This window comes from Alteromonas sp. 4NS20-0143, assembly GCF_057542855.1.
Map to the genome: position 1 here is coordinate 409097 of NZ_BAAJLR010000003.1, position 24460 is coordinate 433556.

22 protein-coding genes are annotated in these 24460 nt (G+C 43.9%); 5 read left to right on the plus strand and 17 right to left on the minus strand.

Annotated features, from left to right (window positions below; translation table 11 throughout):
- Positions 1-14 precede the first annotated feature (14 nt).
- The 5 genes from AC27HD_RS08995 (at position 15) to AC27HD_RS09015 (ending at position 4205) form a co-directional block, all read left to right on the plus strand.
- Positions 15-938, plus strand: a complete 924-nt coding sequence (locus AC27HD_RS08995) for a prepilin peptidase (RefSeq protein WP_487105208.1) — start codon at positions 15-17, stop codon at positions 936-938.
- 245 nt (positions 939-1183) lie between these two features.
- Positions 1184-1804, plus strand: a complete 621-nt coding sequence (gene coaE / locus AC27HD_RS09000) for a dephospho-CoA kinase (RefSeq protein WP_487105552.1) — start codon at positions 1184-1186, stop codon at positions 1802-1804.
- Positions 1805-2058: 254 nt separating this feature from the next.
- Complete coding sequence (zapD, locus tag AC27HD_RS09005) at positions 2059-2811, plus strand: cell division protein ZapD (RefSeq protein ID WP_032097485.1); 753 nt, start codon at positions 2059-2061, stop codon at positions 2809-2811.
- Between the two features lie 263 nt (positions 2812-3074).
- Complete coding sequence (gene yacG / locus AC27HD_RS09010) at positions 3075-3302, plus strand: DNA gyrase inhibitor YacG (protein WP_032097484.1); 228 nt, start codon at positions 3075-3077, stop codon at positions 3300-3302.
- Positions 3303-3323: 21 nt separating this feature from the next.
- Complete coding sequence (locus AC27HD_RS09015) at positions 3324-4205, plus strand: aspartoacylase (protein ID WP_487105211.1); 882 nt, start codon at positions 3324-3326, stop codon at positions 4203-4205.
- 65 nt (positions 4206-4270) lie between these two features.
- Here the strand turns inward: AC27HD_RS09015 and AC27HD_RS09020 are convergent, their stop codons facing one another.
- The 17 genes from AC27HD_RS09020 to ftsA all read right to left on the minus strand — a co-directional run bounded on the left by AC27HD_RS09020 (position 4271) and on the right by ftsA (position 24457).
- Entirely contained in the window at positions 4271-5581 is a 1311-nt protein-coding gene (locus AC27HD_RS09020; protein ID WP_487105213.1) for a methyl-accepting chemotaxis protein, read from the minus strand.
- An 8-nt stretch (positions 5582-5589) separates the two neighbouring features.
- Positions 5590-5958, minus strand: a complete 369-nt coding sequence (locus AC27HD_RS09025) for a response regulator (RefSeq protein ID WP_487105215.1) — start codon at positions 5956-5958, stop codon at positions 5590-5592.
- 13 nt (positions 5959-5971) lie between these two features.
- Positions 5972-6703 carry a ParA family protein gene (locus AC27HD_RS09030; protein WP_487105554.1) on the minus strand — a complete coding sequence of 244 codons (732 nt, stop codon included), beginning with the start codon at positions 6701-6703 and terminating at the stop codon, positions 5972-5974.
- Positions 6703-6957: a hypothetical protein gene (locus AC27HD_RS09035; RefSeq protein ID WP_487105217.1), complete on the minus strand. Its 255-nt coding sequence runs from the start codon at positions 6955-6957 to the stop codon at positions 6703-6705. The genes AC27HD_RS09030 and AC27HD_RS09035 overlap by 1 nt, the downstream gene beginning before the upstream one ends.
- Positions 6948-9530 carry a chemotaxis protein CheA gene (locus AC27HD_RS09040; RefSeq protein WP_487105219.1) on the minus strand — a complete coding sequence of 861 codons (2583 nt, stop codon included), beginning with the start codon at positions 9528-9530 and terminating at the stop codon, positions 6948-6950. The genes AC27HD_RS09035 and AC27HD_RS09040 overlap by 10 nt, the downstream gene beginning before the upstream one ends.
- The gene (locus tag AC27HD_RS09045) at positions 9527-9898 is read right to left on the minus strand and encodes a response regulator (RefSeq protein WP_032097478.1); all 372 of its coding nucleotides are present in this window, start codon (positions 9896-9898) and stop codon (positions 9527-9529) included. Before AC27HD_RS09045 ends, AC27HD_RS09040 begins: the two co-directional genes overlap by 4 nt.
- Position 9899: 1 nt before the next feature.
- Positions 9900-10754: a CheR family methyltransferase gene (locus AC27HD_RS09050; protein WP_032097477.1), complete on the minus strand. Its 855-nt coding sequence runs from the start codon at positions 10752-10754 to the stop codon at positions 9900-9902.
- Entirely contained in the window at positions 10747-11388 is a 642-nt protein-coding gene (locus AC27HD_RS09055; protein WP_487105221.1) for a HEAT repeat domain-containing protein, read from the minus strand. Before AC27HD_RS09055 ends, AC27HD_RS09050 begins: the two co-directional genes overlap by 8 nt.
- Before the next feature lie 10 nt (positions 11389-11398).
- Positions 11399-12436, minus strand: a complete 1038-nt coding sequence (gene cheB / locus AC27HD_RS09060) for a chemotaxis-specific protein-glutamate methyltransferase CheB (protein ID WP_487105223.1) — start codon at positions 12434-12436, stop codon at positions 11399-11401.
- A 27-nt stretch (positions 12437-12463) separates the two neighbouring features.
- Positions 12464-13984, minus strand: coding sequence for a chemotaxis protein CheW (locus tag AC27HD_RS09065; RefSeq protein WP_487105225.1), 1521 nt, complete (start codon positions 13982-13984; stop codon positions 12464-12466).
- 84 nt (positions 13985-14068) lie between these two features.
- Positions 14069-15976, minus strand: a complete 1908-nt coding sequence (locus tag AC27HD_RS09070; protein WP_487105227.1) for a methyl-accepting chemotaxis protein — start codon at positions 15974-15976, stop codon at positions 14069-14071.
- Positions 15977-16306: 330 nt separating this feature from the next.
- Positions 16307-16693 carry an 8-oxo-dGTP diphosphatase MutT gene (mutT, locus tag AC27HD_RS09075; protein ID WP_487105229.1) on the minus strand — a complete coding sequence of 129 codons (387 nt, stop codon included), beginning with the start codon at positions 16691-16693 and terminating at the stop codon, positions 16307-16309.
- Positions 16693-19404 (minus strand): preprotein translocase subunit SecA, encoded by a 2712-nt coding sequence (secA, locus tag AC27HD_RS09080; protein WP_487105231.1) that lies wholly within the window; start codon positions 19402-19404, stop codon positions 16693-16695. The genes mutT and secA overlap by 1 nt, the downstream gene beginning before the upstream one ends.
- Positions 19405-19597: 193 nt before the next feature.
- Positions 19598-20476 carry a M23 family metallopeptidase gene (locus AC27HD_RS09085; RefSeq protein WP_349377728.1) on the minus strand — a complete coding sequence of 293 codons (879 nt, stop codon included), beginning with the start codon at positions 20474-20476 and terminating at the stop codon, positions 19598-19600.
- Between the two features lie 175 nt (positions 20477-20651).
- Positions 20652-21563 carry a UDP-3-O-acyl-N-acetylglucosamine deacetylase gene (lpxC, locus tag AC27HD_RS09090; RefSeq protein ID WP_487105233.1) on the minus strand — a complete coding sequence of 304 codons (912 nt, stop codon included), beginning with the start codon at positions 21561-21563 and terminating at the stop codon, positions 20652-20654.
- 389 nt (positions 21564-21952) lie between these two features.
- Entirely contained in the window at positions 21953-23122 is a 1170-nt protein-coding gene (ftsZ, locus tag AC27HD_RS09095; RefSeq protein WP_032097468.1) for a cell division protein FtsZ, read from the minus strand.
- A 105-nt stretch (positions 23123-23227) separates the two neighbouring features.
- Positions 23228-24457 (minus strand): cell division protein FtsA, encoded by a 1230-nt coding sequence (gene ftsA / locus AC27HD_RS09100; RefSeq protein WP_032097467.1) that lies wholly within the window; start codon positions 24455-24457, stop codon positions 23228-23230.
- Between the last annotated feature and the right edge of the window lie 3 nt (positions 24458-24460).

Below are 24460 nucleotides of genomic sequence, written 5' to 3' on the forward strand. Positions count from 1 at the left end.
ATGGAACTGCTTTAATGGATGCAATTATTACCCTCAGTCAACTCCACCCAGAGTTCTTTTACGTATTCGTTTTTCTGGTTAGCCTCATGGTTGGCAGTTTTTTGAATGTGGTTATTTATCGTCTGCCAATTATGATGGAGCGAAGCTGGCAAGAAGAATACGATAGCTACTTTGCTGAGGTAAATAGTGATGAAGACGCCAATGCTGCTTCTACGGTTGACCCAGCCCTATCTATCCCTTCGGCCCCCTCAGCCCCGTTTAACCTTGTAAAGCCCGATAGCACCTGCCCTAAGTGTGGGCATACCATTCGAGCGTGGGAAAATATTCCAGTACTCAGCTATTTGTTTTTAAAAGGCAAATGCGCCAATTGTAAAACAGGTATTTCCCCTCGCTATCCGTTAGTAGAGCTTTTTACTGCTATCGCCTGTACGTTTACTGCATATCACTTTGGGCCGACTTCCCAAGCTGTGTGGGCTATTTTAATTACCTATGTACTTATTTCGCTTATTTTCATCGACGTGGATAAAATGTTGCTGCCAGACCAACTGACGCTATCACTGCTTTGGCTCGGTTTGCTATTGAGCACGAGTAACGTATTTGTTGGCACTACCGATGCCATAATTGGTGCTGCTGCAGGGTATTTAAGCTTATGGTCTGTTTATTGGCTGTTTAAGCTAGTGACTGGCAAAGAAGGTATGGGCTACGGCGACTTTAAGTTGCTGGCTGCGCTTGGTGCCTATACTGGCTGGCAGGGCCTGCCGGTTATTATTTTACTCTCTTCTTTTGTGGGCGCCATTATTGGTATTGCCATTATGATGATACAAAATAAGGGTAAATCGCTGGCGATTCCTTTTGGGCCTTATTTAGCAGTTGCGGGCTGGCTGACGCTTTTATACAAAGACGTTATTATTACCACCTACCTTGATATGGTTTTGTAGCAATAGACTAATTAGCTTTGAACAATTTAGTTCGGCAACGTCAATTTTTCAGTCGAACTTAAAGCTTAAGCTTATGGCTCGAACTTATGATTCAAGCTGATAATTTAAGAGCGGCGGCTGTGGCAAACGGCGCCGGTTTGGTAACTACAACATGTAGCGAATATTCATTTGTTTGACGTTCTTGTTTAATGTGTTGGGTAAACTGATTGGCTTACTGTGTTTAATTAACGTATTTGGGAGAATAAATATTGAATAACACATTTGTTGTTGGCCTGACGGGCGGTATTGGTAGCGGTAAATCGGCAGCTACTGATTTGTTTAAAACCCATGGTATTAATGTTGTCGATGCCGATGAAGTAGCACGAGATGTGGTTTTACCAGGCACAACTGGGTTGCAGAGTATTGTCGAGCGCTTTGGCGACAGTGTGTTGCTGAGCGATGGCACCCTTGATAGAGCGCAACTTCGTAAGTTAGTGTTTACCGATAGCACTGCGAAAGACTGGCTGAATAGCTTACTTCACCCCCTTATACGGGAGCGTATGCAGCAACTGATAGCCGACACATCGAGCGCTTACTGCATACTCTCTGTACCGCTGCTTGTTGAAAACAAACTCACTACAATGTGCAACAAAGTCGTTGTAGTTGACTGCAGCGAAAGCACTCAGCTGACTCGTGCAGTGAATAGAGATAGCAGTGATGTAGAAACGATAAAGAACATTATGGATGCCCAAGCTACCCGCGAAGAACGTTTAAGTGCAGCTGATTATGTATTAGATAACAATACAAGCTTACTATCGCTTAAGCAGCAAGTAGCAGATTTACACCATCAATTATTAGCGCAAGCCTCAACTACTCCTTCTTCCTAGAGCAATCCGCACTCCCTAGAGCGAGCCTTCCCTGTCTGCACATTTTTACAGTGGCTTATTCTCAAATTAGATAAGGCAAATAGTTAAAGGCATCTTGCTGTAACAGCGATTGATGACAATTTGCCTGTTTTTGAAACTTTTTTGCTCATTTAGTATCTAAAGACTAGTTTGGTTGGTAAGTATACTTGGCTTAATGCTCACTATGCTTTAGGCTTTACGCTTTCTCCTTACGTAATTGTATTTAAAGGATATCCATGAGCGACGCTGTATTCGAATTCCCCCTAAAGGAAAAGGTGCGTAATTACCTACGCGTAGAACAGCTGCTTGGGCAACTTAAAATTACGGCTAAGGCAGAGCAAAGTAGCTTGCAGCTTGTATTTTTTGAGCAACTCTTTGAGCTACTTGACCTCATAGAGCGAATCGATCTTCGCTCAGATCTCACTAAAGATTTAGAAGCTCATGAAAAGAGCCTCGTTTACTGGTCAAAACACCCTAAAATCGACTCTACTGCCCTTGATCATGCGTTAAAAACCGTATTGCGTTTACGCCAAAAAATTAAAACAGAAGGTCGGTTTGGCAATGCGCTAAAAGAAGACAAATTATTAAGCTCCATAAGGCAGCGATTCGCCATACCTGGCGGTGCCTGTAGTTTTGATTTACCTAATTTGCATTTTTGGTTACATCAACCCCTTGAGCGTCGCCTAACAGAAATAGCACAATGGCTGGATACTCTCGCCTTATTAGATGACGCTATCACGGTAGGCTTATCGTTTATTCGCGAACGAGGTCAATTTAAGAGTACTATTGCAGAAAGCGGCTTCTATCAAGGAGCAGCAGAAGACAAAAATGAACTGATAAGAGTCAAATGTCGCACCGATGAAGGTTACTACCCAACCCTTAGCGGTAACAAATATCGCTATGCCCTTCGCTTTATGCTCTTCTCAAGTGATGACAGTAAAAGCGGTTCTGTAGAAGAAAACGTTCAATTCCTTTTAGCAGCCTGCTAACCTGTATTTAAGAGCTACCCTTACTTAAAAACCCGTATATGCTATTTAGAATGACTGGCATTCCTAACTTTTTTAATGGCTGTGTCTGCAGCGCATAATGGCTGTACCTGCAAAGCATTGAGACGCATGTGATCGATTCGTCCTAGTAGCTCATTCAAGGAGTTAGCCTATTTTATGCGTGGTTAAACACATGTGGTACTAAGTTATCAGCAAGGGTGATTATGCCCTAGCGTTTTGTTTTAGCATTCTTTTTGGAGAGATAGATGGAAGTAAAATGTCCTATTTGCACCAAACCTGTCGTGTGGTCGCCACAAAGTGAATACCGCCCTTTTTGCAGTAAAAAGTGTCAGCTAATAGATTTAGGTGAATGGGCCGGTGAAGATAGAAAGATAGCCGGTAAGCCAGCTCAAGATGCTACGCCTCAAGCTATGGATATAGAGGAAATTGAGGCAATGCTAGCGCAGCAGCCTAACGACTTCTTCAAGCATTAATTTATCTTTTTAAGGAACATCATGATTAACCATATTGCACTGGTAGGTGGTACTCACGGCAATGAAATGAGCGGCATTCAGCTTATTCAAAATTGGGAATCTAGCGGTATTCCTTCTCAGTTTAATGAGCTAGACGTCACGCTTTATACCGCCAACCCTGCTGCTATTGCAGCCAACGTTCGGTTTTTAGAGGAAGATTTAAATCGCCAATTTACTCCCGACGGCCTAAACACAGATTCATTTGAAGCTGCCAGCACGAGTGAAGAGCACAAGCTAGCAAAAACGATTAACGAACAATTAGGCCCTAAAGGCGATGCTTCCACCGACCTTGTAATCGATATACACAATACCACCAGCAATATGGGTGCAACACTTATCATTCTCGATACAAGCGATGTGTACGTTAAAATGGCCCGATATGTAAAGCAACATATGCCAGAAGCTAATATTTTAGTTGAAGACGAAATGGCCTATGCCTCTCACGGTTATTTATGCACTACAGGTAAATACGGCGTAATGATTGAGGCTGGCGCCCAGCCTCAAGGCGTATTGCGAGAGGACGTATTTTTGGCCACACAGAAAATGGCAGAAGTATTGTTAGCCTTTTGTATCGCCTACAACAAAGGCGAGTGCAACGACCTTGCGGCCTGCGAGGCATTTCGACTTGGTGAGAACATCTCTTTCCCATTAAATGATGAAGGCAACCGCACGGCTATGATCCATCATTCGTTGCAAGATAACGACTTTGTTCCCTTAATGCCTGGCGCCCCCATGTTTAGGCGTTTTGATGGTAAAGACATTGTATGGGAGGGTACAGAGCCAACCTACCCGCATTTTATCAATGAAGCGGCCTATCACAAACTAGATGTGGCCTTTGCCACCTCGTCACTAATTTCGCTATAGCCGAACTAAAATCATACAAACAGGAGCGATATGCTTTGCATTTCAGTGCTTGGCGATATCGCTTCTCAGAATAGTTGTATTTTGGGCTCTCTCGCTTCTTCAACCTCTGTTTTAACACTGTTACCTTTATCCTCATTGATATCAAAGTGAATCTTACGCTGATCTTCCATAACGTAATTTTCAAACATCTTCTTTGTATTTAAGTTAAAAGTTTCATCAAACTCTTCTCGAGAATCAATATATGAAGAAAAATGGCCGAACAATCCCACAATAGCATCTTGTTCTAGCTTTATGTGCTCTGCGCGCTGCCTAATGATATCTTGAAACTGAATTTTACCAATTGCCCCACTTACTTTCTTCGCGACTTCGCTCGCACTTTTTGCAAAACACGCAAGCATTGCAGGATTTAAATCTTCTAATGACTTGTAATGTTGAGTAATGCTTTTCAGGGAGCTTGAGAAACCACTTAGCAAGTCACAGGTTTCGTTTGACTGAGTTGATGCCAACATTTTATCACCCTGAAGACGAGCAGCATCAAGCGCCGACTTTATTCCAAATTCAATTTTATCTGCTGCTTCAGAAGATTGCGAAGACAGAATACGAACTTGCTCTGCGACCACTGCAAAACCTCGACCATACTCCCCGGCTCTTGCTGCTTCTATTGCAGCGTTCAACGCTAGAAGGTTAGTTTGGTTTGCGATGTTTTTGACTAAATCCGTCAACTCTTTGAGTTTCTCCACTTCGGACATAACATTTTGGATAGACTCATTGTGTTCGATGTCTTGCTCTCGCTGCTGGTTTATAAGAGTCTGTATTTGCGATAAGCGCGTTTCAACTTTTAAAAACTCAATTGCACTTTCCTTCTTGCAATTAACACTTTGACGTTGGTTCATTTCAACGTTGTCCAAGCTGCTTTGAATGGAACTTTCGATCTCATAAAGCGCAGTCATTAGCTCTAATGACGCCTCTTCGGTAATCGTACTAATCCCATCAATTTGTCCTTTCAGTATTGCAACGTAATCGTTTACTTGATTATGGGTATCGCTTAATTGACTCGACGCTTCTTTTAAATAGAGATTTTGTATGTGTATCTCTGCATTCAACTCCTTCCTCACCTTCTTCGTATTCCAATAGCAGCTGAACAAAATTCCTGATGCAACGAGAACCATATCAAGAGCTCCGCCAAGCGCCATTGATAAACTTGAGTGAAGATTTGCCCCAAGCCCTATAAGCAAAGAGAGGGTTATGCAGAAACAAAAAACAATTCTTTGAAGGCTGAAAAAGCTGACAAACGAATCTATGGAGATTTTCATGTCTGCAAATTTCATTTTGCTCGCAACAAACTGATTATCAAAAAAAGTTGATTTCTTCATCATGTTTAACCTTATGCTGCAGGAACCAGTTGCTTTACTACGCCAATTAGCTGATCGGGCTCTACGGGCTTAACCAACCAACCTGTTGCACCAGCTCGCTTCGCCTCCTCACGTCGGCTTTGCTGTGACTCAGTAGTCAACATCAGCATCGGCATAAACCGAAACTTTGTTTGTTGTTTGAGAGTCTGAATGAGATCTATTCCATTCATACCTGGCATATTCAAATCTGTGATGATGAGTTTAGGCGTGATCTCTTCAAGGTCTTTTATCGCAGCTTCAGCGCTGTTTGATTTTGTTACGGTATATCCTGCTCGCTTAAGTAGCATTTCCATACTCATTAGCATGGTTGCAGAATCGTCAATTAAATGTATTGTACTCATAGTTGCTCCGTTGTTACTCTGAAATCATGGCGTTACACAGTGCGTCATAGTCTTTCGCTCCCCGACATTTAGGGGCAAACTCACTTATTGGCTTATTGGTACTGAATGCTTCCGCCAATTTGATGCACTTATAAATAGGGGAAAATACCTTTGCATTCCCAAATCTCTCTCTCCATTGGTTGAGCGTTAGGCGGTGAAGCCTCACGTTTTTCTCGACCATGACAGGGAGTAGCTTTATGCTTTTTGCTCTAAACTTTCTTTCTGACACCGCTTTTAAACAAGCAAAAAGCAGTTTATCTACACCATCGGAGCTAAGCGGCAATGGAGCCGCGGGTATAACGATTTCTGTCGCAGCCGCTAATGCAGCCATTAGCTGAGCATTGAGCGTTGGTGGGGTATCAATAAGAATCACGTCGTAGCGTGCGCACAATCTTGAATCATCACACCACTCTCTTACCGCTTGCAAATGTATCTGGCTTCCAATATCGGAACTTGTATTGTTGACTTCTGTGATATCAATATTGGGGTGCACAGCCACAAGTTGTTTATAAAAATGCGCAATTGGGAAAGCAGGCGAAATAGGGCCTTGCTCGCCTTGAGAGAATCCGTGTAGCACATGCCCTTGATTGTCTAGGTCTAGTACCAATACACGTTGCCCCCTAGTCGCAAGACCATAAGCAAGGTTTACAACAGTAGTCGTTTTAGCACTCCCACCTTTTCTATTTGCGACCGTTATAACCCGCATCACAGCCAAACCTCTTTCGAATCGTTCGTTAATAGTTCTTTAAACCAAAAGAGTGAAGTGTCCTCAGGCATTATCGATATCGTAGGTTGGAGCCCTAAGATCACCTGATAGATAGCTGTATGTGCGGAGGTCAGCTCTTTTAAATTAAGCGAACGTCCAGAGGCCTCCTGCAGCCAATTGAACAAGCTTTCTGCTTCCTCTATTTCGCAGTGTCCACAGAGCACCGCCACTTTTTTCTTCAATACTAATGGCATGCAAGTATCTCCTGAATATTTACAATCAGCATCACACGCCCATCGCCTAGTAGTGCTGTACCTGAAAAATGGGAATAGCCAGACAGGACTCCCTCTAAAGGCTTTTGAATAACATCTATTCCCTCGTGAAATTTATCTATCACTAGTCCATGCTCGCCAGTAGGAGAACTAACGATCAAGATAGAACACTCTTCTCCATTTTCAATATTTTCAAAACCAAGCGCCGAACGCAGTTCACACAGAGGGATTAACTTATCGCGGATAACAAGTACATTCTGGTTGCGAATTCGTTGAACTTCACTTCGATGCACTTTTACAGTTTCCACAACCGCGTCCATACTGACACCGAACATTTGATCGGCGACTTCAAACATCATCACGTGGTTTACCGACATGGTTTGAGGCAGCAATAGTTTAAATGTGGTTCCAATACCGAGCTTACTGCTCATTTCAATCTTTCCGCCGGCCTGATTGACCATGGTGCGAACAGCATCCATGCCAACTCCACGTCCCGATAAATCAGACACCTCTTCGTTGGTTGAAAATCCCGGAGCAAAAATAAGTTGAAGCGCATCCTCATCATTTATTGTTTCTAGCTGATGCTCAGTGATGATGCCCTTTTGGAAGGCAAGTATTTTTAATTTTTCAGGGTCAATTCCTTTACCGTCATCGCGAATTTCAATGACAACGCTATCATCAAGCGGAGTAGCAATAAGATCTATTCTTCCTTTTTCCGCTTTACCCTGCTGTATCCTCAAATCTGGAAGCTCAATACCATGATCAATGCTATTTCGCAGCAGGTGAATAAGCGGTTCAGACAGTGATTCGATTAAATTTTTGTCGAATTCTGTATCCTCTCCACTCATAACTAACTCAATTTTTTTATTAAGCTTTCTAGCAAGGTCACGCACCAAACGAGGATACCGTTCGAAAACATGAGATACTGGCACCATACGAATCTGAAGCACAGCACTTTGTAACGACTCTGTTAAACGATTCACGATAGAAAAATGAGACTTAATCTGCTTACTCAACACTTTACTTCCCCCTTCTTCTTCAGCTTGCTTTGCTAAGTAGGGTAAAGAATTTTTTGCGACAGCCAGTTCACCAACGATATCCATGAGATAATCAATTTTTTCTTGGTCGACTTTGAGCATTTTCACGACGTGGCGTTCTGATTTAGCCATTTCTTCAGAGGGTGAAATAGAAGAAGCATGCCTGTTATGCGAATCAACATTTATTGAATTACTGTCGTTCTCTGGTTGCGAATTCTCTAAAGCGGTGCTAGCCACTGACAAGGCGCGATCTATCGCATTTCGTATGCTCTCCTCACAGGTCAAATCACATTCAATTGCAAAACGACTCAGCAATTGTTGCGTTAGGTTCGCTACTGAAGGGAGCATAAGCTCGCGATTGTAATACTCTGCGTCAAGTAATTTGCGCTGCTGTTGCAATAGCTCGACTTCATAGAGGCTGACAGATTTAACGTGCTTATTGTCTGTAAGCTGAATAGATTCTAGCTTCAGGCTATCTTGCATATGGGCTTGAGGCGAATTAGCAGGGTACTCATTTCCTTTTGCCAAATAGCAGAGCACTGCATTTGTGATAGGGTCGTGATTACCCGAGGTTTGCAGTATTTCGGCAACACTTTGTATCTGCTCCAACTCACCATCTTCAATCGCAATAAGGAGACTTTCATTCGCAAGTTTCTCGACAGCGTCTCTTATTTCAGCGGCAAAAGACAATGCTAATTCGCAGCGAGAGATGTGCGATACGTGATACTGTCCCTCGTAATATGCCATATGGCTATCGATTTCACTTATATCCGCTTCGCCGATGGCAATAAAAGAGAGAGCACTCTGATAAATATCGCTTTCGCTTGTTAAAAGTGGAACTGCTGCTTTGAAGCCCAATAAACCAGGCATTGTGATTAAGACATTGAACGGATCTTCGCCCCGAAAAAAGCAGTCGTGATCTGGCTGATAGTCTATGAGATACAGGTTTTCACTTTGCGTTTTTGCCAAAAGAGTGATTGCCGAGCTTGATGAAAACTTGGACGTGAATGTACCGATAGTGCTATTGAATGGGCCAGCGCTAGATGATTCACTCGTTGTATTTCCAATAACATTGACAGAAGTCAATGAGTCGGGGTGCGGCGGCTCTTCATCGCTGGTGCCCTTTGCGTTGTTTGCACTAATGAATGCACGCAATGAATCGCTTAGTTTTACTGAAACTGGTTTCCATTCGTTCATGTTTTCAGTACCGAGTTCAAGCTCATCGAACCACGAGGATATTTGATCTAGCACCTCTAATAGAAGGTCACCAATTTCTTCGGTATAAACGACTTCACTCGCTCGTAGGCAATCAAGCAAATCTTCTGCGGCGTGCGCTAACGCGGTGAGGGGTTTAATATCGAAAAGATCAGAAGAGCCTTTAATTGTGTGGATGTCTCTAAAAATACCGTCAATAATACCGTTGTGGGAGCTCGAGGAGTGTATAGTTAAAAGGCCTCGACTTGCTGACTCTAGATTTTCTCTCGACTCATTAATAAATACATCTAGAAGCTCACTCATACCGCATCCCCTAATATAGCCGCAACAAGCACTTTGAGTTGTTCACTGTCTACAGGCTTTGACATATAAAAATTTGCACCACTTCTATAGGCCCGTTCCTCATCCTGCTTCGCTGACTCTGTACTTATCATGATAACTGTGGATGAGCGTAGCTCGTCACGTTGTCTGATTTCTTGGCATAGTCGGTACCCGTCCATTTTTGGCATGTTGATATCAACTAAGAACAGATCAATAGGAGCTTTAAGCGCTTTCTCTAATGCCTCTACCCCATTTTCAGCCTCTTCTATGTGACGGTTTATAGAAGAAATGACGCCTTTGTGAAACATACGAACTGTAGTAGCGTCGTCAACAATCATTATATTCTTCATCTCACTCACCCCCTGTCATAGGTTTTTGGTAAGCAATCACATCACCAAATCTTTTAATTTTAAACATAGACGATATGCGACTCATCGACTCAGAATGACCGAGAAAAATATACCCCCCTGGCTTCATAGCATCGTACAAAACTTGTGCGGCTCGCTTGCGTGAGTCATCGTCGAAATAAATCAATAAATTCCGACAAAATATGAGATCAAAATGTCGAAACTGCTTCATATTGCTTGAAGATAAAATGTTGGCGAGAGTGAATGAAACAGAATCGCGAATATCTTCAATTAGTTGGAATTGCCCGTTGTTTTCTACAAAGTATTTTCTTTGAATATCCACTGGAATATTTTGTACCGAGCGTTTTGAATAGAGCCCTTTCTGTGCGGCTTGCAATACCTTGCTATCGATATCTGAAGAGATTATTTCTACATCTCGATGTGATATTCCTTTCCAATATTCAAGTAATTGAATTGCGATAGAATAAGGCTCTTCGCCAGTACTAGAAGGAACCGACCAAATTCTGAGATCTTCACTAGGCTGACGTATACTATCAAGCTCGTCCATTATATGTTTTGTCATGGCAGAAAACTGATAGTCTTCACGAAAGAAGTAAGTTTCGTTGACTGTCATGGCATTCACCAAGTTTTGAAATTCATCACCGCTTGCCTGAAATCGCATGAACGTAAAGTAGCTTTTAAATGTTGTATGCCCCGTGACTTTCATTCGTTCATAGAGCCGTTTATCAACGAAATAACGCTTCCCATCTTCAAAGTGAATACCTGTTTTTCGATAAAACAGTGAGCGGAAGCGCTCAAAATCTGCTGTTGAAATTTTGTCTAATGATGGACTATTCATCAGCTGAACCCAGCTGTTGATAAAGAATATTGATGACAAATTCTATGTACGTATTACCAGCATGTCGTTTAGCAACCAATGGTAATACTTCCAACGTTGTGCCGTCGCCTACCTCTGTGAGTTTGTCTAATGCGGTTCCTACAACATTTATGTCTGTATCCGTTAGTGCAATTTCATGTAGCCAGTTTGTAGCCTCTTTGTGTGCAACAGCGCCAATAATATCGACACAGAAAATTCGTAAATCTGGATCGTTATCATTGATAATATTGTCAATTTGAGAAGCGAACTCAACAGGATTGAGCTGAAAAAGTTCTATAGCTCCATTTCGAACCTGAACGTTTTCTGATTTGAGCAAATCAAGCATCCCATTTGCTGTCTTTGACGAAAACTTCCTGTCTAAAGCAGAGAATAGCGCCTCAATAATGGTAACGTCAGTCTCTTTATGAAGCCGTTCGATGAACACTTCGTCCGAAGTGTCACTGGCCCTTAAATCACGAATTGCCCAGCGTCTGACCTCTATGTCGCATGAGGATAAATCGCGAATTAACTGTTCGTAAGTTCTGGCTGTTGCACGGCGTTCTGACTCGCTCGACTCAGTTTCAAAACTAACTTCATTTTTCTTTTTCAATCCCATTCGAATCCCCTCAGCTGCACAGTGCGTTCAATTTTCCGGAAATATGATGGCTATCAAGGGTAAAACTGGCACATCCAGCCTCTATTAACTCTTTAGGCATGCCAAACACCACTGCAGACTTTTCACTTTCGGCAATCGTTATAGCCCCACCTTTGAACGCTTTACTCATAGCTTGCGCCCCGTCATACCCCATTCCGGTGAGTTGGACACAAACCATATTCATCGGCTCATAGCAGGAAAGTGCTGACTCAACCATGCGATCTACACTCGGGTGCCACAGAAAAGAAGGACTAGAGGGAACCGGCCTAATAAAAATGTCTTGGCCTGATTTTGAGAATACGACGTCCGAATCCCCCTTTGCTATATACACACAGCCGCGCTTCAATTTGGTTTTATTGCCGGCTTCCATGACAGGAAGTGGGCAAATTCCATCCAACCGATTGCTTAGTGCGCTAGTAAATGAAGCAGGCATGTGCTGAGCAATAACGATAGGTGCCGGAAAATGTGGTGAAAGCTGAGTTAATATTTGCTCCAATTTTTTTGGACCGCCCGTTGAAACTCCAATAAGCACGACATCCACCTGCCGGTTTGAAGATGTATTCTGCGGGACAGGGGCTGCAGCTGAATTTACTTTTCGAATTGATCTTACTGGCTTAACAGCGTTTGTCAGAGCATGGACTTTATCAATCAGCGAAGCTTCTATATCTGCAATATCACGTGATACGGTTCCGCCAGTTTTTAGTACAAAATCGGCGGCGCCTAAGGTGAGCGCTTCTAAGGTGACAAACGCACCTTTTTGAGTGAGCGATGAAACCATAATGATTGGGCAAGAGTATAAGTCTTTCAAAATAGCTAAACATGTCATCCCATCCATCACGGGCATATTGATGTCTAACGTAATGCAGTCTGGTTGAAACTCAACGGCTTTGTTCAGTGCTTCTTCTCCGTTGCGCGCTATGTCAACCGCAAACCCCTCCCTGATGAATAGGCCAGAGAAGTGTTTACGCATAAGAGCGGAGTCATCGACGATAAGAACTTTAATGGGCATTTCTTGACCTCTCAAGCGATAAAATGTTTAACCACGGGCAGTTTCTACAGCTTTGTCGTGAAGCAACACGCTAGGCTCGATAAGTTGGATAATGCGTTTTTCATCGCTGAGCTTTATTAACCTGTTTAAAAATTCACTTTGTGAATCTGATAAGGAAGGTGCTTTTTCAATCGCATTTCGCACCACGGTTTTTACTTCAACAACGCTGTCTACAATGAAACCTGTACGTAACTTATTTTTCGTCAGTACAACAATCCTCTGACGCTCACAGCTTTGCGACGAAGGCAGATTTAAACGGCTTCTCAAATCGATAACAGGTAAGACTGTACCTCTTAAATTAACAATACCTTTCAGGTAGTGAGGAGTGCCTGGCACACTCTCCAGCTTCTCTGGAACACGAGTTATCTCCTGTGTGTCTTCAATACTAACGCCATACTCCTGTCCCTCAATCCAGAATATGACGTACTGTTCATAGTCGTCTTCGCCCGCCGAGTCTTGCTTAACCTCGGTCACGTTATCCTCTCCTATAAGATCGGTTTCCATGGTATTTAGCGTATGTGATAATGAACGCATGAAAATATTCTCCAACGAAATTATTGAAACTAAACTTTTACCGCCGTCTCGTCGGTAAACCGCTTCAAGGAAGCCAGACTCTGCGCCATCGTTACAAACACTAGGAACAGGCTCCATCTCATTACTGCAAATTGACATGACGTTGCTTACCTTAGCGACAACGAAGCCAATACTTCCATAATGTGCGCTATGTATGATCACAATTCTGCTTGCATCGTTAATTTGAGAACTTTTCATGTGTATGGTCGACGCAAGATCGATAATAGGAATAATTCGCCCCCTGAGATTAACAAGCCCTAAAACACAAGGTAGGCTATCGGGTAATTGCGACATGACATCTGGTACCCGCACTATTTCTTGCACGTCCTGTAGATGCAGGGCAAAGTCTTGAGCATCCAGCGAAAAACAGACAAGTTGCTGCAAGTCATCTGTCTCTTCTTCAATACTGGCCTTACTGTCAGCTGATGCAAAGTGAGAAAGAGTGGCATTTTGCGATTCTACCTTTGCTATTGATTGTGCTTTAGCTAAGGAAGACACATTCAGAATTTGCTCAACAGGCCTGTCTGCTTGCTTTATAATTCCGTCTAAATAGTCGTAAGCCACAGCTATCGTTTTACTATCGCTGTCGACCACGCAATTGCTTGGCACGCTGTACACTTTGAGAACTCTGTCTACAAGGAAACCAATACTCCCAAGCTCTGTATCAACTACGATAACGCGATTCACATCGGATACCGCTGAAGGCGTGCTAAGTAAAATCATTGACAGATCGTAAACTGGCAGCACATTTCCTCTCAGATTTGCCAGTCCTTGCATTTGAGGCGGACCTAATGGGACAGATACCAAAACTGGAACTCTGATGATTTCTCCGACTGATACCATTTGGAATGCAAAACATTCTTCTTGGATTAAAAAAGAAACAAATTGTTTTTCAATATCTGCGCTATCAGTGTGAACTTGTTCGGTTATACTCATCACTGCCTCCTCATCTCGACCGCTTCGTTTTGACCACTTTGCACAAACCACATTTTAATGACCGATTTCTATTAACCAATTCAACTAGCCGTTTTGCATTTCATCAGCTACCGATGCAATTTCTTCAATGGACTTAGCGAGTAACTCCATTCCCCTACTCTGCTGCTCGGCAGCCACAAGCGCTTGCTGACAGTTACTGCTGGCCTGTTCATTGGCAGTAGCAATTTGCTCGAGTCCTTTTTGCGCTTGTGTTACCCCCGCTGATATTTCCTGCCCACTGTCTTTCATTCCTTGGTTGAACTTAATAATTTCGCCAATATCAATACTGATTTTTTCCACATCCTTCATTGTTTGCTGTGCTTTTTGAACTTCTCGTGATGCGCTTTCTGCAACATTAGTAAGGTCAAATTTGACTTTAACTGTTTGATCTTGAATGGCTTTTATTAAGTCTTTGATTTGCTCTACGTTTTCCGCCGCTTCATCTGCTAAACTTTGAATATCGGAAGAAACGACAGCAAAGCCTTTTCCAAATTCGCCCGCTCTTGCCGCTTCCACAGCACCGTTAACCGCTAACATGCTAGTCTTCACGGATACTGTGGTAATAGTGTCTATAACTTTATCGATCTGTCGGGTCATTGCTTCCATGGTAGAAATGGATGAGACATTTTCTTTGCTGGTTTCGAGCGCGATATCAATTCCCGACACCATCTCTTCGATAAGTGTTTTATTCGTTGCGAGTAAGACAGAAATGGATTCACCTTTTTCTAAAGCTGTATCACATTGTGAAGAGGCTTTATCCACACCCTCTCGCAGAATTTCAATGTTACCTACCGCCTGCTCAACCGCGCTTGCAGCTTGCTGAGCACCGTTGTTAACCTGAGTAAGAGCGGTTGATATTTCTGTTGATGACCGACTGATCTCTTCAAGAGTCGCAGATAGTTCTTCAGCAGAGGAGGCGACTTCTTCTGCGCTTTTATTAATGTCCGTGCTATTGCGTAGCTCCTCGGTTATGATTTCGAGCGATTGTGCGGCTTGCTCTGCTTGGGTCAGTGCAGCGCTTTGTTCAGCGACATTAGATGAAACCTCTTGGGCCGCTGATGACTGCTCTTCCGCTGCGCACGATATTGCTTCTGAAGCAGTCTGAATTTCTGTTGCAGCATGTTCCATTGATTTAACCTGAGCTTGAAGCTCATAAGCACCATTCGAAATTGCTTGCATATCCTCTTTTATCGTACTGAGCTGCGAAGTAACTGTTTCTCCTTTTTTTACTTCTTCCAGTGCTGACTCAGAGGATGATTTAACAGAGTCTGAAACTTGGTTCGACTGCATTTGAATAGACTCGATTTGCTTTGCAATTTCAGATGCACTCTTATCAGATACTTCTGCCAAAGCACGCACCGTGTCAGCGACAACCGCAAACCCCTTTCCGTGCTTACCAGCTCGCCCCGCTTCAATTGCTGCATTGAGCGCAAGAAGATTAGTTTGGTCAGCAATACGAGTCACTTGTTTGACCGCCTCGCCAATGTTGGAGGCCTGCTGCTCTAATTCACTCATCATCACAACAGAACGGGATTGATTTTCAGATGCCACCTTTACGCTTGACATAATAATCGCCAAATCATTAACCACTCTTTCAATGTATTTTTCTAGCTCGTTGGATTTACCCAACGTCGCGGTAGATAGCTCAGTTTGCTCTGTTAAACCGCCCGCAATTTGAGTGATAGCTGCCAAACTTTCTTGGCTTGCACTACTTGACTCTTCTGCTCCAGCCGATATTTCACTAACCGCAGTTGAGAGTTGATCTGTAGCACTCGATGATTCGTTGATTCCACTTGCAAGCTCAGTTGTTGCCGTTGCAATCCGCTCAGCTGCTTGTTGTTGCCTCGCTAGAGTGCGTGCCTTTTTACGTGCATCTTCCGCTTGTTTCCTCATTCTAGCGTCAACATTAACGGTGGGGGCAGAGCTTTGCTCGGTGTTTTTTTTGAGTGCCATGGGTTACCTCAGTACGGTTCAGAATAGATACACATTTACTATCAGCGACTTTCTGAATAATTTAGGTATAAATCAAAATACTAAAGTATAGAAATGACGAACTAAGAAAATGATCCCGCTACAGAGATTTCGAGAACACAAGCAGAATGCACAAATGGCACTAATGTCTCGTAAAAGTAAAATATTGATCTGCAAGATAAAATGTAAAAGGCTGACAATTGGAAAAATTGTCAATTATCTTTCGTCTAATAGGAGAAAGTTTGAAAAGAAAATTTTTGAGTTTTTGCGTAACTGAACGACATTTGTATGACGTTCATTACGAAAAAGAGGTTAGGGAAGTGTTAAAGCTTGTATGATGGGTTTGTTCGCCGCAGGGAATTCATCGCTGTTAATGTCACTCAATGACTGCCAGCGTGATGACTGACCTTCTTTGCCGTGAGGCTCGCCGTTAAACTGCGTTACGCGATGCACATCTAGTTTTACTCGCTTATCGCCATAATCATGCTCGATAAGTATTAACGGCTCGCTAGATAGCACGTCTATGCCAATCTCTTCAGCGAGTTCTCGTTTAAGGGCATCAGTAACCGTTTCTCCGCTTTCCACTTTTCCACCGGGAAACTCCCATTTCCCGCCTTGGTGAGCGTCTTTTGCGCGAAGGGTGGTAAAGATATCATCGCCGCGGGCAACAACGCCCACGGCAACATGTACCACTTTCATTAACTTAATTTACCGTGGCACTGCTTATACTTCTTACCCGAACCACAAGGGCACGGATCGTTACGGCCTACTTTAGGGCCATTTCTTACGGCAGTACGTGGCGTATTACTGGCCTCTTCTGGCTGCGTTTCAGAAGCATCTTGATGCTCAAAGTTTTTAGGTACGTCATCGGCTTGGCGACGCTGCTCTTCCACTTTTTGCACGTCTTCTTCTGCCTGTACTTTTACGCGGGCAAGAATGGTAATAACTTCAACTTTTAAGGTCTCTAGCATTTGTGAGAATAACGCGAAGGATTCTCGCTTGTACTCTTGCTTTGGATTCTTCTGAGCATAGCCACGCAAGTGAATACCTTGGCGCAGATGATCCATAGCCGCCAAATGCTCTTTCCAGTGGCTGTCTAGGTTTTGTAGCATTACCGCTTTTTCAAACTGACGCAACACGTCAGCCCCTACTACTTTTTCTTTCTCTGTGTAAGCGCCTACTACTTCACCGTGAATGCGTTCACGAAGCTTCTCTTCATAAAGCTTGTCGTCGTTTTCTAACCATGACTGCACCGGCAAATCCACAGCGAAGTCTGCCTTCAAGCGCTCTTCTAGGCCCTTTACATCCCACATTTCTTCAAGAGACTGCGGTGGAATGTATTCGTCTACAACGCTCGTGATAACGTCTTCACGGATAGCAGAAATTGTTTCGCTGATATCGCCTTCATCGAGTAGTTCGTTACGCTGCTCGTAAATAACTTTACGCTGATCGTTAGCCACGTCATCGTATTCAAGAAGCTGTTTACGGGTATCGAAGTTACGACCTTCCACTTTGCGCTGTGCGTTTTCAATAGCGCGCGTCACCCAAGGGTGTTCAATAGCCTCGCCACGCTCCATGCCTAAACGCTTCATCATATTGCCCATTTTTTCAGAAGCAAATATGCGCATAAGCGCGTCGTCTAACGATAGATAAAAACGGCTTGAACCAGGGTCACCCTGACGGCCTGAACGTCCGCGAAGCTGATTATCGATACGACGAGATTCGTGACGCTCGGTACCAATGATATGTAAACCACCTGCAGCGAGTACTTCGTCGTGTCTTATTTTCCACTCTGCTTTAATTTTCTCTACCTGAGCGTCGGTAGGATTTTCAATATTTTCAATTTCAGCCTGCCAGTTACCGCCCAATACAATATCAGTACCACGGCCTGCCATGTTAGTCGCAATAGTGACAGCACCCGTTTTACCCGCTTGTGCCACTATATCAGCTTCATGCTCGTGGAATTTGGCATTCAGTACTTTGTGCGGAATTTTCGCTTTTTTAAGAATACGCGAGATAAGCTCAGAGTTTTCAATTGATACCGTACCTACTAAGGTAGGCTGTCCACGCTTCACGCAGTCTTTTATGTCTTCTACTATCGCCTCATATTTTTCTTCAGCGGTTAAGTAGATAAGGTCAGCCATGTCTTTGCGCTGCATTGGCTTGTTGGTAGGAACAACCACGGTTTCTAAACCATAAATATGCTGAAATTCAAACGCTTCTGTATCTGCCGTACCTGTCATACCCGCTAGTTTGTTGTATATGCGGAAGTAGTTCTGGAAAGTAATTGAAGCAAGCGTTTGGTTTTCGTTTTGAATGCGTACACCTTCTTTCGCCTCTATGGCTTGGTGTAACCCTTCAGACCAACGGCGCCCGTCCATTGTGCGACCAGTATGTTCATCAACAATAACAATTTGATCTTCTTTAACAATGTAATCTACGTCTTTAGTAAACAGCTTGTGGGCACGCAGTGCAGCATTAATATGGTGCAGCAGTGAAATATTGCCCGCAGCGAATAGAGATTCGCCCTCGGGTAGCACGCCTTCTTCCTGAAGAATTTCTTCTACATGAAGCTGTCCACGCTCAGTTAAGTGAATCTGCTTGGCTTTAAGGTCGATGGTGTAATCGCCATCACCTTCTTGGCCTTCTTCGTCTTCCTTTTCTTGCTGTTCAAGTTGAGGAATTAACACGTTGATTCTGCGATAGAGCTCTGAACTATCTTCAGCTTGGCCGGAGATGATCAAAGGCGTCCGCGCTTCGTCAATTAAAATGGAATCAACCTCATCCACTACTGCGTAGTTAAGTGGACGCTGCACTCTGTCTTGGGGGCTAAATGCCATGTTGTCGCGAAGGTAATCGAAACCGAATTCGTTGTTCGTACCGTAAGTCACATCAGCTTGGTAGGCTTTGCGCTTTTCCTCTGATGACATGCCCGGCACGTTACAACCGACTTCCATGCCCAAGAAGTTGAACAGTTGATTACTCCACTGCGCATCACGCTTGGCAAGGTAGTCGTTCACAGTAATAACGTGAACACCTTTACCCGATAATGCATTTAAGTAGGTAGGCAAGGTTGCAGTTAGCGTTTTACCTTCACCGGTACGCATTTCCGAAATGTTGCCTTGATGCAGTACCTGACCGCCCAACATTTGCACGTCGAAGTGACGCATGCCGTATACGCGTTTACTGGCTTCTCGTACCGTCGCAAACGCTTCATTTAGCAACGCATCTAGGGTTTCGCCCTTTTCAATGCGCGCTTTAAATTCGTCGGTTTTTGCTTTTAGCGCCTCATCAGAAAGCTTTTCATACTCTGCTTCCAGTGCATTGATGGCATCTACGTTTTTACGTAATTTTTTTAATAGACGGTCGTTTCTACTTCCGAATACTTTTCTAAGGATGCTTGAAAACATTAGCTTTTTTATTCCACTACTTGTCGAGACGCCATACCAAAGGTACAGCAAAAATTAATTGTATAAGACTGAAGCCACCACGTGGCATTGCCTTGCGATTTTCACATAAAATGCGATTTGTAGCGCATTAACACTGTTAAAATATGCACTTTATATTGACGCAGGAATAACCCTACTTACCTGGCTGCTACCTTTATTTTTTTCTTACATAAGGTAGAGGATCGACTTGTTTTCCGTTTCTTATTACTTCGTAGTGAACATGAGCGCCAGTCGAACGACCGGTATTGCCCATTTTAGCGATAGGTTGTCCCTTGGTAACCACATCACCGATGGAAACAGACAGTGTGTCGTTGTGCCCATAGCGGGTAACGAATCCATCTCCATGATCAATTTCTACTAGTTGGCCATAACCGTAGCGATCACCTGCCCAGGTAACAATACCTGCAGCTGTTGTCACTACGTCTACACCCGCCTCTCCAGCAAAATCCAGCCCTTTGTGCATAGCTGATTCGCCAGTAAACGGGTCGGCCCGCATACCGTAATAAGATGACAACCATCCCGACGCAATCGGACGACCAGATAATCGACTCTGCTCTTGGATATGGTGACCCCGAACCAAACTTTCAAGCATAGCTAGCTGTTGCGATTTCAAATCGAGTGATTGCTCTAGCTTGGCTATCTCATTGAGGATGGGGTCGTCTTGGATGTTGTCTGGTATCGATACCGGTACGAAAGCGTCCAGGTCAGCCGCTGACATACCTAATTCTGTTGCAATTTGTTTGCCTTGCTCGTCAAGAATGGTTGCTTGTGCCGAGAGTTCGGCCACACGTGAGAGCAGTGCTTTTAATTTTGTCGTGGTTTGATTTTTTAGCGCGTTAATGTCTTCTTTAGCGCCATCGACTTGTGATTGAGCTAAGCGAACCCGAGCAACGTCTTCAGGAACAGACTCTGTTGAACGGCTCGACACCAGCATAAAAATAGATGTGAGCACAGTTGCGCTCACAAGCGTACGGACACTGATACTGTGCCGATAGCGTGTATTTTTACCTGCTAGTGTAATTGTTAACTTCATACCACAAAACGGAATTGGACTTCACACTCGAACGTGTTCTTTGCACGCTAGGCTAATTCCCTAGGGCTTTATTATTAATGTCGAGACGGAATTCTGTAAATTATCGGCTTACTTTATCATTTATTGAAACGATTGCCACGTGAAAAAAAACCGCCAAGTTGGCGGCTTTTTCAAATTATGCTAATACGGGTTGTGCGTAGCGTATTGGCGCGGACTCCTGAGAGTCATACGTCACGAACTCCCAGCAATCTTGTTGTGCTAATAGAGCATTCAGCAGCTTGTTATTTAAACCATGACCGGTTTTATACGCTCTCAGTTCGCCGATTAAGCTGTTTCCGCCAAGATACAAATCACCGATAGCATCCAAAATCTTATGCTTCAGGAATTCATCGTCGAAGCGCAACCCTTCAGGATTTAACACGCGAAACTCGTCAAGGGCCACGGCATTTTCCATGCTGCCACCTAATGCTAGGTTATTCGCATTCATATACTCAAGATCGCGCATAAAACCGAAGGTGCGCGCTCTGCTAACTTCGTTAACATAAGAGCACGAATCAAAATCCATCACCATGTGTTGGCGGGTTTGGCTAATAACGGGGTGGTCAAAGTCGATTTTGAAATCTACACGAAAGCCGTCATAAGGAACCAGCTCAGCCCATTTGTCTTCATCTTCTACGCGCACCGGTTTCTTTATACGGATAAACTGCTTAGGTGCATTTAATTCTTCAATACCCGCCGTTTGAAGCAGAAATACAAACGGACTTGCACTTCCATCCATGATTGGCAGTTCGTTACTGTCAACTTCAACGATGATATTGTCGATGCCTAAGCCAGCAAGAGCAGAAGCAAGATGCTCAACGGTCTGAATTGTCACACCGTCTTCGTTATTTAAACACGTGCACAGCATGGTGTTCCCTACCGCGTCGGCGCGAGAAGGAATATCAACATGAGGGATAAGGTCAACACGCCTAAACACGATTCCCGTGTTCGCAGGCGCAGGCCGGAGAGTCATCGTGACCTTTTCCCCTTTATGAAGCCCAATGCCGGTTTCTTGAACCGGATGCTTGATTGTACGTTGTCTAATCATTTGCTTATGCTTTTACCTTTTAAAAAAGCGGGCGCGAATTATAGTGAGTTATTACTCACATGTCAAAAAACACACAAATTGTGGAATTTCTCCCACTGCTTTGCCTGAGCAGAAATACTGAATAACTTGCTTCAACAAGCGGTGAAGTAGTTTACAAAGCACCCCGTGCTTGCTCGCAGTTTATCCAACCAGTGCTTGTTTCACTCTAAGCTTAGGACTCTAACCATAATGCTCTAGCCTTAACACTCTGACCTTAACACTATGACCTTAACACTGTGAGTACATTACTCAGACCACAGAAAAACTAAAAGATTCCCCGCAGTTTCCTGACGTTTTTCGCAGATTTTTTCAAATGCCTCGAAAAATTTTCGAAAACGCCAGGCAGTGCGTTAGTCTGCCTGCTTACGCAAAAACGCAGGAATATCTAAATATTCCAAATCATTGTCAGGCTGTGCACTGTCTTCTGCTTTTAATGCTTGGTTGCCTTCGGTACCACCAACAGAAGAGCGTGATTCGGATGTATTGCTATTACTACCGTACTCTTTAGCAGGCTGAGTTAAGCGAGAACCTTCAGTGCTAACTAACGAAATATCAGCCTTACGCTCTGCACCAATACCCGTGGCAACAACAGTGACACGTAGCTCGTCCGTCATTTCCATATCGATAACGGTACCAACAACAACAGTAGCGTTTTCAGATGCAAATGCTTTAACCGCATTACCCACGGTTTCAAACTCGTCGATAGCAAAGTCTGGGCCCGCTGTAATGTTAACAAGAATGCCTCGCGCACCTGATAAATCGATATCTTCAAGCAGTGGACTCGCAATAGCTGATTCAGCTGCTTCTTCAGCACGGTCTGGACCGCTTGCTGCACCGCTGCCCATCATGGCTTTACCCATTTCAGACATAACAGTTCTTACGTCGGCGAAATCCACATTGATCAAACCAGGGCGTGTAATCAGCTCTGCGATACCTTGAACCGCACCGCGTAATACATCGTTCGCCGCGCTAAATGCTTGAAGAAGCGGCGTGCCAGGACCCATTACTTTTAACAGCTTTTCGTTAGGGATAGTGATCAATGAGTCAACGTTGTTCGCTAGTTCAACAATACCTTGCTCAGCAAAAGAGGTACGTTTCTTCCCTTCGAATGGAAATGGTTTGGTTACCACGGCCACTGTAAGAATACCCATTTCACGGGCTATCTTTGCCACCTCTGGCGCAGCTCCCGTTCCAGTACCGCCACCCATACCAGCGGTAATGAAAACCATATCGGCCCCATCTAACGCTTGACGAATAGTTTCTCTGTCTTCTTGTGCTGCATCTCTACCGATATTTGGATCGGCGCCTGCGCCTAACCCTTTTGTGACACTTGAGCCAATTTGCAGCGTAATATCTGCATTTGAACTACGAAGTACCTGTGCATCAGTATTCACAGCGATAAACTCTACGCCTTCAATGCTTTGAGACACCATGTGCTCAACTGCATTACCTCCGCCACCGCCTACACCGATGACTTTGATTACGGCTTCTTCGCCGTGACTATCCATTAATTCGAACATACTTACTCTCCGGTTGTACGTCTTTAAAACACTGCACTAGGTCACGTTGTTGACTAATAGCATCCTGCTAGTCTTAATGCCTTTACTGCAGCGCCCCCTAAAAAATTAAAATTCACCTTTGAACCAGCTTTGCACTCGATGAAACAAACTTTCGCTCGATTTCTGCGTACTGGAATTCTTATTATCAGTTTGTACTTTGCCGTATTGCAGTAAACCCACCACAGTTGCAAATCCGGCATCATCAACATATTCGGCTAGGCCTTTCACATTGATAGGTTTGCCCACGCGAACAGGCATCTGGAAAAGTTCCTCGGCAAATTCAACAGCACCTTCCATCTTCGCGGTGCCTCCTGTAAGCACAAGGCCCGCAGCAATTTGCTCTTCCAGACCACTGGCACGAATCTCATCATGTACCAGTTCAAAAAGTTCTTGATAGCGAGGCTCAATGACCTCAGCTAATGTATGACGAGACATGACTCTGGCAGGACGTCCACCCACGCTAGGTACTTCAATGCTGTCTTCCATACTTACCATATCTTTTAATGCACACGCGTAATTGATTTTAATCTCTTCCGCATTGCTGATAGGTGTTCTAAATATTTTCGCTATGTCGCTCGTAATCTGATTGCCAGCAACAGGTATTACAGCAGTGTGACGAATTGCGCCATCAGTGTAAATAACCATATCCATGGTACCGCCACCGATATCAACCACACACACGCCTAATTCGCGCTCATCGTCAGTGAGTACTGCATAACTTGAGGCCAGTGCAGAGAAAATGAGCTGGTCTGCGTTTAGTTCGCAGCGCTCTACACATTTCACCATATTTTTAGCCATATCGTCTGCACAGGTAATGATGTGTGCATCGGCCTCCATACGCACCCCTGACATACCAATGGGGTTTTTAATCCCCTCTTGCACATCAATAGTGAATTCTTGTGGCAACACGTGAAGCAGGCGTCTTTCAGCTGCTATTGGCACACTGCGCGCCGCGTGAATAACATTGTCCACGTCTTCTTGTGTCACTTCTTGATTATTAATCGGCACCATGCCGTTTTCGTTCTGGCATTTAACATGACGTCCTGAGATAGACATAAATACCGACGAAACACGACAATCTGCCATTAATTCCATTTCATTAACAGCACGTTGTACTGATTTTACCACTAAATTCAGATCGTTAACGCCACCTTTATCCATGCCTTTCGATGCATGAGTGCCCACACCAACAATACTGATTTGATCATCATCTAGTACTTCGCCCACCACGGCCTTAACTTGGCTGGTGCCGATATCTAGTCCTACAATCAGATTGCGTTCCGCAGGTTTTGACATGGT